Raw genomic sequence first — 13008 nt, 5'->3', positions numbered from 1 at the left:
GAAGTCCATTGATCTGATTCGTCGCCTCTCCGCGTAATACATCCACGCGCTGATCCGACGAACCCGCCTTCCGGCAGGACCCGCTCCGCACTCGAGCCCCTCGACGGGCCCTTCGATCCGACGTCGTCCGACGTCTCGCGAAGCCCTCTTCGTCGGCATCCGCGCACCCGAACACTTCCGGGAGTCGCTCATGTCATCACCGAACATCTTCACCACCGCCGCCGTCACGCTCGACCGGGTCTCTTTCGCCTGGCCGGACGGCTCCATCGCGCTCGACGCCGTCAGCGGCTCCTTCGGATCGGGTCGCACCGGTCTCGTCGGCCGCAACGGCGCCGGCAAGTCGACGCTGCTGCGCCTGATCGCGGGCGAGCTGACCCCGGCATCCGGGCAGATCCTGCGCTCCGACCAGGTCGCGTACCTGCCGCAGCGCCTGACGCTCGAGACCGATCGCCGGGTCGCCGAGCTGCTGGGCATCGCCGCTGCGCTCGACGCGGTGCGCGCGATCACCGCGGGCGACGTCGACCCGGCGCACTTCGATGCCGTCGGCGACGACTGGGACATCGAGGCTCGGGCCGAGGCATCCCTCGCCGAAGCCGGACTCGACCCCTCGTTCCTCGATCGGACCGTCGGAGAGCTGTCGGGAGGCGAGGCCGTGCTCGTGGCGGTCGCGGGCATCCGGCTGAGGCGGGCGCCGATCACGCTGCTGGACGAGCCCACCAACAATCTCGACCGCGAGGCGCGACAGCGGCTCGCCGACATGGTGCGCGCGTGGAAGGGCGCGCTCATCGTGGTCAGTCATGACCTGTCGCTGCTCGAGCTCATGGACGACACCGCCGAGATCTACGGCAGCGAGCTGAGCGTGTTCGGCGGCCCGTACTCCGAATGGCGGGCGTGGCTGGATGCCGAGCAGGGCGCTGCGCGCCAGGCCGAGCGCGACGCCGCGCAGGCATACCGGAAGGAGAAGAGACAGCGGATCGAAGCCGAGGCCAAGCTCGCCACGCGCGCGCAGATGGGCCGGAAGGCGTTCGACGAGAAGCGCGTGCCCAAGATCATCGCCAACGGTCGCAAGATGGCGGCCCAGGTGTCGGCCGGCCGGCTGCGCACCGAGGTTCGAGGCAAGGAGGATGCCGCTCACCAGGCCCTCGATGCCGCCGGACGCCGGGTGCGCGACGACGACACGATGAGGATCGAGCTGCCCGATCCCGAGATGTCGGCGTCGCGCCGCATCGCGACGATCGGCGACGGTGAGCGCTCGTGGATCGTGCAGGGTCCGGAGCGGGTGGCGCTCATCGGCCGCAACGGAGTGGGCAAGACGACCCTGCTGCGCCGGCTGGTGGCATCCGGTGCACACAACTCAGGAGATCCCGCCGGATCCGGGTCGGACGCCGCCGTTCCCGAGGTTCTGCGGCCCGTTCTCCTGAATTGCGAACCGCACACCGACCGCATCGGGTACCTCTCGCAGCGGATCGACGGGCTCGACGACAGCGCCTCGGTGGTGCAGAACATCGCCGCGGCCGCACCGCACGTGCCCGACAAGGAGCTGCGCAACCGGCTCGCCCGGTTCCTGATCCGCGGCGCGACGATGGACCGGCCGGTCGGCGCCCTCTCGGGTGGCGAGCGCTTCCGCGTCGCGCTGGCGAAGCTGCTGCTCGCCGATCCGGCACCGCATCTGGTCGTGCTCGACGAGCCGACCAACAACCTCGATCTCGACACCGCCGACCAGCTGGTCGAGGCGCTGCGCGCCTATCGCGGTGCCGTGCTCGTCGTCAGCCACGACGACGCGTTCCTCGCCCGCCTCGGACTCGATCTGACTCTGGAGCTGGATGCCGAGGGCGGGCTCACCGAGGTCGGCTGATACACGTGAGGACGGCCGGGGTCTGTCCTGGCCGTCCTCCCGTGACCCGCTCAGTTGCGGCGGCTCGAGCGCATCGCCCGCTTGTGATCGAGCGACGGGTCTGCGGCGAGCGCGGCGTACTCGTCGGAGTCGCGCGGGAACATCGCGACGCGGCCGTGCTCGTCGTGGTGCGTGCCCCAGCCGTACCGCTTGCTCAGGGGCGAGGCGCGCAGGCAGGCCTGCCCCTTCGAGAAGAACTCGGCCCTGGCCTCGGCATCGTCGGGGTCGATGCCCTTGCGCAGCGCATGCGTCTCGAAGAGCACGTCGTCGGAGGTGCGCGTGTACGGCTCTCCGCTGAGCAGTCGGTAGTGCAGGGCGGCGATCGACAGGTTCTCGGCGATCGGCGGCTCGACGCCGTGCTGCGCCGGGCAGTCGTCGCTGACCTCGATGAACGTGCTGATGTAGTTCGTCGTGTGCGCCATGCGGCCAGCATCCCCTACCCCTCCGACGTTGTCGAGGGCAAGCTCCGCGCCGATGTCGGAGGGGCAGACGATGATGGAGGGATGAGCGACGTGCTCGACAGATTCACCCCCGCGACACAGGACTGGTTCCGCGGGGCGTTCGATGCGCCCACACCGGCGCAGGCCGGCGCGTGGAACGCGATCTCGGCCGGGCGCAACGCGCTCGTGGTCGCTCCCACCGGATCGGGCAAGACGCTCTCGGCGTTCCTCTGGGCCATCGACAGCGTCTTCCGCGAGCGCACGGCCGCGCCCGACGGCGGTGCGGATGCCAAAGAGCGCACCTCACGCACGCGCGTGCTCTACATCTCGCCGCTGAAGGCCCTCGGCGTCGACGTCGAGCGAAACCTGCGCTCGCCCCTGATCGGCATCGGCCAGTCGGCGCGGCGGCTCGGCCTGCCCGCCCCCGAGATCACGGTGGGCGTGCGCTCGGGCGACACGACGTCGAGCGACCGACGCAAGCTCGTGAGCGACCCGCCCGACATCCTCATCACCACCCCCGAGTCGCTGTACCTCATGCTCACCAGCCGTGCGGGCGACACCTTGCAGAACGTGCACACCGTGATCATCGACGAGGTGCATGCGGTCGCCGCGACCAAGCGCGGCGCTCACCTCGCGGTCAGCCTCGAGCGGCTCGACGCGCTGCGCACGGCGCGGGGCGCCGACGGCCCGGCGCAGCGCATCGGCTTGTCGGCGACCGTGCGTCCGATCGACGAGGTCGCGCGGTTCCTGGGCGGCTCGGCGCCGGTCGACATCGTCGCCCCGCGTGCCGTGAAGACGTTCGAGCTCGGGGTGGTCGTGCCTATCGACGACATGCGCAACCCTCCCCCGCCGCCCGGTGCCGCAGCGGCGGCCGACGAGCCGGCCGAGTACACCGAGATCACCGGATCGGTGTGGCCCCACGTCGAAGAGGCCATCGTCGACAAGGTGCTCGAGAACCGCTCGACCATCGTGTTCGCGAACTCGCGGCGGCTCGCCGAGCGGCTGACGGGCCGGCTCAACGAGATCTACGCCGAGCGGATGGGGATGCCGGTTCCCGAACCCGCGGCGCTGTCCGGAGCAGCCGCAGGGGTGCCGCAGTCCGGCGCCGCCGGTGCCGAACCGGTGCTCGCGAAAGCCCACCACGGCTCGGTCTCGAAGGAGCAGAGGGCGATCGTCGAAGACGAGCTGAAGTCGGGCGTGCTGCGCTGCGTCGTCGCGACGAGCAGCCTCGAGCTGGGCATCGACATGGGTGCGGTCGACATGGTCATCCAGGTCGAGGCGCCGCCGTCGGCGGCTTCGGGTCTGCAGCGCGTCGGCCGGGCCGGGCACCAGGTCGGCGAGATCAGCCGGGCATCGCTCTTCCCCAAGCACCGCGGCGACGTGCTGCACACCGCCATCGTCACCGAGCGGATGCTCGCGGGGCAGATCGAGGCGATCGCCGTGCCGCGCAATCCACTCGACATCCTCGCCCAGCAGACCGTCGCGGCCTGCGCGCTCGACTCGATCTCGGTCGAGGAGTGGTTCGAGACCGTACGGCGCAGCGCCCCGTTCCAGACCCTGCCCCGCTCGGCCTACGAGGCCACGCTCGACCTGCTCGCCGGCAAGTACCCGTCAGACGAGTTCGCCGAGCTGCGCCCTCGGGTCGTGTGGGATCGGGATGCCGGCACGCTGACCGGCCGGCCTGGAGCACAGCGCATCGCGGTGACCAGCGGCGGCACGATCCCCGATCGCGGGCTGTTCGGCGTCTTCGTCGCGGGCGAGACGTCGGGCGCGCGGGTCGGCGAGCTCGACGAGGAGATGGTCTACGAGTCCCGCGTCGGCGACGTCTTCACGCTCGGCACCACGAGCTGGCGCATCGCCGAGATCACCCACGATCGGGTCAACGTGCTGCCCGCCTACGGTCAGCCGGGCAAGGTGCCGTTCTGGCACGGCGACGGCATCGGGCGCCCGTTCGAGCTCGGCGAGGCCCTCGGCCGGTTCTCGCGAGAGGTCTCGACCGCCCAGCCCGCGAAGGCGCAGCAGCGCCTGATCGACGCGGGGCTCGACGAACGCGCGCGCGACAACCTCATGGGGTATCTGACCGAGCAGAGAGAGGCCACCGGCACCCTGCCGACCGACCGCACGCTGACGGTCGAACGAGGTCGCGACGAGGTCGGCGACTGGCGGATCATCCTGCATTCCCCCTACGGCATGAAGGTGCATGCACCGTGGGCGCTGGCGCTCAACGCGCGCGTGCGCGAGCGCCTCGGCGTCGAGGGCTCGGCGGTGGCGAGTGACGACGGCATCATCGTGCGGATCCCGGATGCCGATGCGCAGCCTCCGGGAGCCGACCTCTTCGTCTTCGATGCCGATGAGCTCGAGCAGATCGTCACGGCCGAGGTCGGCGGCTCTGCGCTGTTCGCCTCCCGCTTCCGCGAGTGCGCGGCCCGCGCGCTGCTCATGCCCCGCATGAATCCGAACAAGCGCACCCCGCTGTGGCAGCAGCGGCAGCGCTCGGCGCAGCTGCTCGAGGTGGCGCGCCGGCATCCGACCTTCCCGGTGATCCTTGAGACGCTGCGCGAGGTGCTGCAGGACGTCTACGACCTGCCCTCGCTGCGCCGTCTGATCACCGACATCGCCGAGCGGCGCATCCGGCTCGTCGAGACCGAACCAGCGCAACCATCGCCCTACGCGCGCGACCTGCTGTTCGGCTACGTCGGCGCGTTCATGTACGAGGGCGACTCTCCCCTGGCCGAGCGCCGGGCGGCCGCGCTGTCTGTCGACCCCGCTCTGCTCGGCGAGCTGCTCGGCACGGTCGAGATGCGCGAGCTGCTCGACCCCGACGTGATCGCCCAGTTCGAGCGGGAGGCCCAGCGGCTCGACCCGCAGCGACGGGTGCGCGGCGTCGAGGGCGTCGCCGATCTGCTGCGCATGCTCGGCCCTCTGGACGCCGAGGAGGTGGCGCTGCGGCTCGAGGGCGCCGCTGCGACGGCACCAGAAGGCGATGGATCCGACGCCGCTTCCGCGACGCCCGAGGTCGCCGCCGGCCTCCTCGCCGAGCTCGTCACCGCCCGTCGCGCCATCCCGGTGACGATCGCCGGGCAGTCCCGCATCGCCGTCATCGAAGATGCGGGCCGTCTGCGCGATGCGCTCGGGGTGGCACTGCCCACCGGCATCCCCGTGGCCTTCCTCGAACCGGTCGCCGATCCTCTCGGCGATCTCGTCTCACGCCACGCGCGCACGCACGGCCCGTTCACGACCGACGATGTCGCCGGTCGCTTCGGCATCGGCGCTGCCGTCGCGCGGCACACCCTGCAGCGACTGGAGTCCGCGGGTCGGCTGACCAGCGGCTTCTTCCTGCCGGCATCCTCGGGCGGGGCCACCGCCTCCGACGGATCGAAGGAGTGGTGCGACGTCGAGGTGATGCGCCGCCTGCGCATGCGCTCGCTGGCCGCGATCCGAGGCAGCGTCGAGCCGGTCAGCCCCCAGGCGTATGCGCGCTTCCTGCCCGACTGGCAGCACCTCACGCGTCCGACCGAGGGCGTCGACGGCGTGCTCAGCGTCATCGAGCAGTTCGCCGGCGTGCCGATCCCCGCCAGCGCATGGGAGTCGCTCGTTCTGCCGGGTCGCGTGCGCGACTACTCCCCCGCGCTGCTCGATGAGCTCACCGCGTCGGGCGAGGTCGTCTGGGCCGGGCACGGCTCGCTGCCCGGTCGCGACGGCTGGATCTCGCTGCACCCCGCCGACCTCGCTCCCTTCACTCTGCCCGTGCCAGAAGAGCCGCCCGCGTCGGGCTCGCTGGAAGAGAAGGTGCTCGACGCCCTGCGGCTGAGCGGTGCCTCCTTCGCCGGCCCCCTCAAGATGATGACCGCTGCCGAGAATCAGCAGTCGGTGGTCGAGGCGCTGTGGTCGCTGGCGTGGCAGGGGCACATCACCAACGACACGTTCGCGCCGGTGCGGGCCCTCATCGCGGGCGGGTCGCAGGCGCACAAGACCGCGCGGCGCGCCCCGCGCACGCGCACCTACCGCGGCATCTCGCTCGCCAGACCAGCCGCACAGCCGAGCACCGCCGGAGCCGGCGGCCGGTGGGCGGTGCTGCCCGACACCGATCCGGATGCCGCACGTCGCGCGACGGTCACCGCCGGTCTGCTGCTCGACCGCTACGGCGTCGTCACCCGCGGCGCCGTGCAGGCCGAAGGGGTACCAGGTGGCTTCGCCCAGGTGTACCGCGTGCTGGCCGGCTTCGAAGAGGCCGGGCACTGCCGCCGCGGATACGTCATCGAGAAGCTCGGGGCGGCCCAGTTCGCCGCATCCACCACCGTCGACCGCCTGCGCACCTTCGCCGCGCTCTCCGACCCGCCGCCGCGCAACGCCGTCACTCTCGCCGCGACCGACCCCGCCAACCCCTACGGCGCAGCACTCGCGTGGCCGCGGCTCGAGAGCGTGTCGCACCGGCCAGGCCGCAAGGCCGGCGGTCTCGTCGTGCTCGTCGACGGCGAGCTCGTGCTCTATCTCGAGCGGGGCGGCCGCACCGTGCTCGCCTTCGACGACGAACCAGAGGTGCTGAAGGCTGCGGCCGGCGATCTCGCCGCAACAGCCCGCGCCCGCCGGCTCGAGACGCTCACCGTCGAGAAGATCAACGGCGAGGGCGTCTACGGCACCCCGTTCGCCTTCGCGCTGCAGGAGGCGGGGTTCGTGGCGACCCCGCGCGGCTACGCCCTGCGCAAAGCCGTCTGATTGACTTTCCCCATGGTCAGCGAGTTCTTCACCGGCATCCGCTTCCTCGGGCACGGGTTCGGCTACTGGAAGCGCCGCCCCGGCCTGATGGCCCTCGGGCTGGTGCCCGGTCTGATCGCTCTCGCCCTGCTCGCGGCCGTCATTGTCCCACTGCTGCTCAACCTGGGCGGCATCACCGCATGGGCGACGCCGTTCGCCGACGGATGGGACCCGTTCTGGAGGGATGCCCTGCGCACCGCCCTCGGCGTGGTGGCGGCCATCGCGGTGCTCGTGCTCGCCAGCGTGACCTTCACCGCGCTCACCCTGCTCATCGGCGATCCGTTCTATCAGCGCATCTGGCGAGCGATCGAGACCGACCTCGGCGGCGATGTCCCCGAGGACGATGGCGGCTTCCTCGTGGCTCTGGGCGAGAGCATCCGGCTGGTCGCGCTCGGCGCCCTCGTCGCCCTGCTCGCTCTGGCGATCGGCTTCATCCCGCTCGTCGGCGCACCCCTCGCGGCCGTGACGAGCGTGCTGCTCACGGGTCGCCTGCTCGCGCGCGAGCTCACCGGACGGGCGCTGAACGCGCGCGACATCCCGACCGCCGAGCGCTCGCGCCTGTTCGCGGGGCGCCGTGCACGGCTGCTGGGCTTCGGCGCCGCGACGCAGCTGTGCTTCATGGTTCCGCTCGGCGCGGTGTTCATCATGCCGACCGCGGTCGCAGGAGCCACCCTGCTGGCGCGTGACCTGCTCGCTCGGCGAACGGGGGCGTCCGGTGCCTGAGGGCGACACGATCTTCCGCGCTGCGCATCGTCTCGATGCCGCCCTGCGCGGCCAGGAGGTGACGCGCTTCGACCTGCGCGTGCCCCGTCTGGCGACCGCCGACCTCACCGGCCAGGTCGTGCACGACGTCGTGCCCCGCGGCAAGCACCTGCTCATGCGCATCGGCGAGTACACCCTGCATTCCCATCTGCGCATGGACGGCAGCTGGTTCATCTACCGGCCCGGCGAGAAGTGGCGGCACCCGGCGTTCAAGGTGCGCGCGATCGTCGGCACCGCGACGCACGAAGCGGTCGGGGTCGACATCGCCGAGGTCAAGCTCGTGCCCACGCGCAACGAGGGCGAGCTGGTCGACTACCTCGGCCCCGATCCGCTCGCAGACGACTGGGATCTCGACGAGGCGATCCGGCGGCTCAGCGCCGACACCCGCGAGATCCACGTGGCGCTCCTCGACCAGCGCAACGTGGCCGGCTTCGGCAACGAGTACGCCGCCGAGCTCCTGTTCCTGCGTGGCGTCAGGCCCGAGACGCCGACATCCGAGGTCGATGTTCCCGCTCTGCTCGACCTGGGCGTGCGCACCATCCGAGCGAATCGCAATCGCGTCGATCGCACCTTCACCGGCGACGCGAGACGCGGGTTCACCGACTGGGTCTACGGCCGGGCGGGGCGCTCGTGCCGACGCTGCGGAACGCCCATCCGCAAGGGCGAACTGGGCGCCGACCCGACCCGTGAGCGCATCACGTTCTGGTGCCCGAACTGCCAGCGGTGAGCTAATCCCAAACGGGGAATGAATCAAGCCCCCTCCCGGTTGTACATATATCCGGAAGACTCCGGACACGGGAGGAAACGTGGGCAAGAACTACATCGATATCGAGGACGACCAGGGCGCCACGCTGCGATACCGCAAGCACGCCAACGGACGCGGACTCGTCGCGCACGGCGCGAAGGTGCATCCGAAGGCTCTCATCGAGGCCGGTGCCTATGTCGAACCCGGCGCCCGGGTGGGCGCTGGAGCAAGGGTCGCGCGCGGCGCCTGGGTCGAACCGGATGCCGTGATCGGCGAGAACGTGCGGATCGACGCGCACGCGCACATCGGCGCAGGAGCAGCCGTCGGCGACGGCGCCTGGATCGGCGTTCGCACCGAGATCGGCGCCGGAGCGCAGGTCGCACGCGGCACCCGCATCGGGCACGACGAGAGCGTCGCCCCTGGTCTCACGGTCATCACTGACCGGAAGGGTCTCTGGCTGGCAGCCTGAGCCCCTTGCCCGAAGAGCCCGCCTGGTCGCGCAGACTGGCGGGCTCTTCTGCGTCTGCGGGCGGGCGGGCTGTCATAACTCCGGAGATTCGCACCGTGTGACCGCTGCGCTCGGCCAACGGCACGGTTTCACGGCAGGTTCTCCGAAGTTGTGGCGGATGTGCGCCGAACGTCTCCGAGCCATCCTTTCTAAAAGTGGTTACCATCGGAATTAGAATCCGGGGCCTCCAGGCTCTGGTCTCGGAGAGGCATCATGGACATCACCGCGCGCGCCTCGAGCATTGGCGCCCTCGCTGACGAGACACGACGGGCGCTCTACGAGCACGTCGTCAGCCAGCCCGATGCGGTGACCAGGGAAGCTGCGGCGGCCGCTCTGGGCGTGCCGACGCACATGGCGCGCTTCCATCTCGACAAGCTCGTCGAGGCCGGGCTTCTCGAGACCGAGTTCCGGCGTCTGAGCGGACGCAGCGGCCCCGGCGCCGGTCGTCCGTCGAAGCTGTACCGGCGCGCGCCGAGCACGGTGAGCATCTCGCTGCCCGAGCGTCGCTACGACCTCGTCGGGCACGTGCTCGCAGGTGCGATCGAGCGGGCCGGCGACGGGATGCCCCTGCGGGACGCCCTGGCCGAGGTCGCGCACGAAGAGGGGCGCGCGATCGCCGCCGCCGTCCGCTCCCCCGACGACGAATCGGCGCGTCTGACGGCGGTGCTGACGGCCCACGGCTACGAGCCGCGCAGCGAATCGGGCGAGGGCGGCGAGGCCGTGATCCTCGCCAACTGCCCGTTCGACTCTCTCGCCCGCGATCATACCGAGCTGATCTGCTCGGCGAATCTCTCGCTGCTCGGCGGCGTGATCGATGGACTCGGCTGCACGCACCTCAGCGCGCACGGCGAGCCGCACACCGGGCGCTGCTGCGTGGCGCTCCGGCCCCGGCCGTGATGCCGCGGCGGGTACGCTGAACCGGTGAAGAACGACCGGCGACGCGCATCCAAGGGCGGCAGGCCGCGCCCGGCGAAGCCCGCCAAGCCCACGCAGAAGGGCGGACAGAAGCCCGCGCCGAAGCGCGCACCGCGTCCTTCCGCGCAGCCGGCACCCCTTCCGCCGGTCGACGAGACGCCCCGCACCTTCCGCCTCGGCGTGATCCCCGGAGCGACGCCGGGCAAGTGGGTGGATGCATGGAAGGAGCGGATGCCCCACGTCGACATCGAGCTCGTGCCGATCGCGGTCGCCGATCAGCGCTCGGCCGTCGACGAGCTCGACGCGGCACTCGTGCGCCTTCCCCTCGACGACAGGGACGAGCTGCACGTGATCCCGCTCTACGACGAGGTGCCCGTGGTCGTGGCATCCGCCGACTCGTTCCTGATGGCGACCGACCAACTCACGGCCGACGACCTCGTCGGCCAGGTGCTGATCACGCCAGGCGATGACGTGCTCGGCCCCCTCGACCTGCCCACCGTCGCCCCCTCGTTCCCGACCATCGCCACCACCGCCGACGCGGTGGCGACGGCGGCCACGGGAGTCGGCATCCTGATCGTGCCCATGTCGCTCGCGCGGCTGCACCAGCGCAAGGACGCCGAGTACCGGCCGCTGGTGGGCGGACGAACGTCGACCGTCGCGCTCGCCTGGCCGCGCGAGAAGACCACTGCCGACGTCGAGACCTTCGTCGGCATCGTGCGCGGCCGCACCGCGAACTCGTCACGCTGAGTCACCTGCCGCACGCTCCCGCCCGGCCACCCGCATGGGGGCCAATAGACTCGGCGCATGTCATCGGTGCTGTACGTGTGCGTTCGACCCGAGCGGAGTGCGGCTGACGCCGAGCACCGCTCGTTCCGTCGCGGACTCGGCCTCGGGATGCTGGATCGCCTCGACCTGCTGCACGCCTCGCTCGAGACCGTGGAGTGGGAGCAGTACGACGGGTTCGTCATCGGCGGATCGCCGTTCAATGTCACGGATGCCGACAAGGGTCAGCACCAGAGGGCGGTGGAGCACGATCTCGAGCGCATCGCGGCCCGGGTGCTCGACGGCGAGGCAACGGCGATGTTCACGTGCTACGGGATCGGCGTCGTCACGCGCATGCTGGGCGGCGAGGTGCACACCGACCAGCCAGAGCAGGCCACTGCGACCACCGTGCGCCTGACCGACGCCGGTGCCGAAGACCCGCTCTTCGGTCCGAGCGCGCCGAGCCTGTCGGTGTTCACCGCCCACAAGGAGAGCGCTCGCGAGACACCCCCGGGAGCCGTGCTGCTGGCGACCAACGACGCGTGCGAGGTGCAGGCGTATCGCGTGGGCGAGCGGCTGTATGCCACGCAGTTCCACCCCGAGGCATCGCCGCAGGATTTCGCCGACCGGATGGCCGTGTACCGCGCGTCGGGCTATTTCGACCCGCGCGACTACGACCGCACCGAGCGGGCCATCCTCGACGCATCCGTCGACGGCGACGACCTGCTCGCCCGCTTCCCCCGCCTCATCGGCTGACCTCCAGGCCGGCGCGAGCCGCTCCTGGGGCGCAGCCGCAGCGTCAGCCGCCCAGCGCGAGCGCGATGCGCTCGTCGAGGTAGCCCCGCAGCGGCACGAGCGCACCGCCGGGCGACCAGCGAACGCTCGGCACGCCGTCGACCAGCGCCAGAGGGCCGGATGCCGCGCCGGAATCGACCGCGGCGACGTCGAGCTCCTGCCAGCCCACGTGCACCACTTCACCCTCGGCGAAGCCGCCCCGGCGGGCCTGCGCTCGTCGCTCGGCCCGTGCACGCGCCGACTCGGCCGTGTATCCGCGGCGCACCTCTTCTGCGGCGCGCACGATCTCGGCCGTCGACAGCACGCCGTCGTCGGTGAGCAGCAGAACGCCGAGGTGCCAGGCGGATCCGGCTCGCACGATCCGGTCGGCACGCCAGCGCGAGGTGCGCTCGCGACCCAGCGCCTCGCGCGGCACCTGGGCCAGACGCGCGCGTGCATCCCGCAGCAGATCCTCGGTGGCGCCCATCTCTCCAGGGTAACGATTGGGCGCCACCGGCATGATGCGGGCAGAATCGACAGACACCCCAGCTGAGGAGCAACCATGCCGCAGACCGACACCGCACGCCTTCTCATCGCCTGCGACGACCAGCCCGGCATCGTCGCGGCCGTCGCCGGAGTGCTGGCGTCGCACGGGGCGAACATCATCTCGCTCGACCAGCACTCCACCGACGAGGAGGGCGGCCGGTTCTTCCAGCGCACCGTGATCCACCTCGACGGTCTCGCCGCCAAGCGCCCCGAGCTCGAGGCGTCGATCGGCGAGGTCGCCGAGCGCTTCGGAATGGAGTGGTCGCTGCACGACACCGCGAAGCGCAAGCGCGTCGCGATCTTCGTCTCGAAGTACGACCACTGCCTGATGGAGCTGCTGTGGCGCACGCAGCGCGGCGAGCTCGACATCGACGTGACGATGGTCATCTCGAACCACCCCGATCTCGCCGAGTCGGTGCGGTCGTTCGGAGTGCCCTTCGTGCACATCCCCTCGGGCGACAAGGCGGCGATGGAGGCACGCCAGATCGAGCTGCTGCAGGGCAACGTCGACCTCGTCGTGCTCGCGCGGTACATGCAGATCCTCACCGACGGGTTCATCGAGCGCCTCGGTGCCCCGGTGATCAACATCCACCACTCGTTCCTGCCCGCGTTCATCGGCGCGAACCCGTACGCCCGCGCGAAGGACCGGGGCGTCAAGCTCATCGGGGCGACCGCGCACTATGCGACCGCAGACCTCGACGAGGGTCCGATCATCGAGCAGGACGTCACCCGGGTGACGCACGCCGAGTCGGCGGCTGAGCTGCAGCGTCGGGGCGCGGACGTCGAGCGCTACGTGCTCGCCCGCGCCGTGAAGTGGCACGCTGAGGACCGCGTGATCGTGCACGGCCGCTCGACCGTCATCCTCTGACCGCAGGCGGGCGCCAGACCGTAGAAGCGGGAGGTCGCC

General features: G+C 71.1%; 11 protein-coding genes. 9 read left to right on the top strand and 2 right to left on the bottom strand.

The window, feature by feature from the left end; translation table 11 throughout:
* The first annotated feature begins 190 nt into the window (after nucleotides 1-190).
* Nucleotides 191-1855 (top strand): ABC-F family ATP-binding cassette domain-containing protein, encoded by a 1665-nt coding sequence (locus AB0N59_RS06805; protein WP_363480587.1) that lies wholly within the window; start codon nucleotides 191-193, stop codon nucleotides 1853-1855.
* Nucleotides 1856-1905: 50 nt separating this feature from the next.
* Here the strand turns inward: AB0N59_RS06805 and AB0N59_RS06800 are convergent, their stop codons facing one another.
* Entirely contained in the window at nucleotides 1906-2316 is a 411-nt protein-coding gene (locus AB0N59_RS06800; protein ID WP_363480584.1) for a DUF6157 family protein, read from the bottom strand.
* An 81-nt stretch (nucleotides 2317-2397) separates the two neighbouring features.
* On the opposite strand from AB0N59_RS06800, the gene AB0N59_RS06795 reads away from it, so the two are divergent.
* From AB0N59_RS06795 to AB0N59_RS06765, 7 genes are all read left to right on the top strand, one after another.
* Nucleotides 2398-7050 (top strand): ATP-dependent helicase, encoded by a 4653-nt coding sequence (locus AB0N59_RS06795; protein WP_363480581.1) that lies wholly within the window; start codon nucleotides 2398-2400, stop codon nucleotides 7048-7050.
* 12 nt (nucleotides 7051-7062) lie between these two features.
* A complete protein-coding gene (locus AB0N59_RS06790) occupies nucleotides 7063-7812 on the top strand; it encodes an EI24 domain-containing protein (protein ID WP_363480578.1) in 750 nt (249 codons plus the stop codon).
* Complete coding sequence (locus AB0N59_RS06785) at nucleotides 7805-8578, top strand: DNA-formamidopyrimidine glycosylase family protein (RefSeq protein WP_363481241.1); 774 nt, start codon at nucleotides 7805-7807, stop codon at nucleotides 8576-8578. Before AB0N59_RS06790 ends, AB0N59_RS06785 begins: the two co-directional genes overlap by 8 nt.
* A 79-nt stretch (nucleotides 8579-8657) precedes the next feature.
* Nucleotides 8658-9065, top strand: coding sequence for a transferase (locus AB0N59_RS06780; RefSeq protein ID WP_204974490.1), 408 nt, complete (start codon nucleotides 8658-8660; stop codon nucleotides 9063-9065).
* 252 nt (nucleotides 9066-9317) lie between these two features.
* Nucleotides 9318-10001, top strand: coding sequence for a helix-turn-helix domain-containing protein (locus tag AB0N59_RS06775; RefSeq protein WP_363480575.1), 684 nt, complete (start codon nucleotides 9318-9320; stop codon nucleotides 9999-10001).
* A gap of 24 nt (nucleotides 10002-10025) precedes the next feature.
* Nucleotides 10026-10766, top strand: coding sequence for a substrate-binding domain-containing protein (locus AB0N59_RS06770; RefSeq protein WP_363480572.1), 741 nt, complete (start codon nucleotides 10026-10028; stop codon nucleotides 10764-10766).
* 57 nt (nucleotides 10767-10823) lie between these two features.
* Nucleotides 10824-11537, top strand: a complete 714-nt coding sequence (locus tag AB0N59_RS06765) for a GMP synthase (RefSeq protein WP_363480570.1) — start codon at nucleotides 10824-10826, stop codon at nucleotides 11535-11537.
* Nucleotides 11538-11580: 43 nt separating this feature from the next.
* Here the strand turns inward: AB0N59_RS06765 and AB0N59_RS06760 are convergent, their stop codons facing one another.
* On the bottom strand, nucleotides 11581-12042 hold the full coding sequence (locus AB0N59_RS06760) for a glutaminase (protein ID WP_363480567.1): 462 nt from the start codon (nucleotides 12040-12042) through the stop codon (nucleotides 11581-11583).
* Between the two features lie 75 nt (nucleotides 12043-12117).
* On the opposite strand from AB0N59_RS06760, the gene purU reads away from it, so the two are divergent.
* Nucleotides 12118-12969 (top strand): formyltetrahydrofolate deformylase, encoded by an 852-nt coding sequence (purU, locus tag AB0N59_RS06755; RefSeq protein ID WP_363480564.1) that lies wholly within the window; start codon nucleotides 12118-12120, stop codon nucleotides 12967-12969.
* Nucleotides 12970-13008 lie beyond the last annotated feature (39 nt).

It is taken from the genome of Microbacterium sp. NPDC089321, assembly GCF_040684935.1.
In the GTDB taxonomy this organism is placed as follows: Bacteria; Actinomycetota; Actinomycetes; order Actinomycetales; family Microbacteriaceae; genus Microbacterium.
Note: the sequence above shows the minus strand (reverse complement) of the source record. Positions and strands in the feature narration are given on the sequence as shown.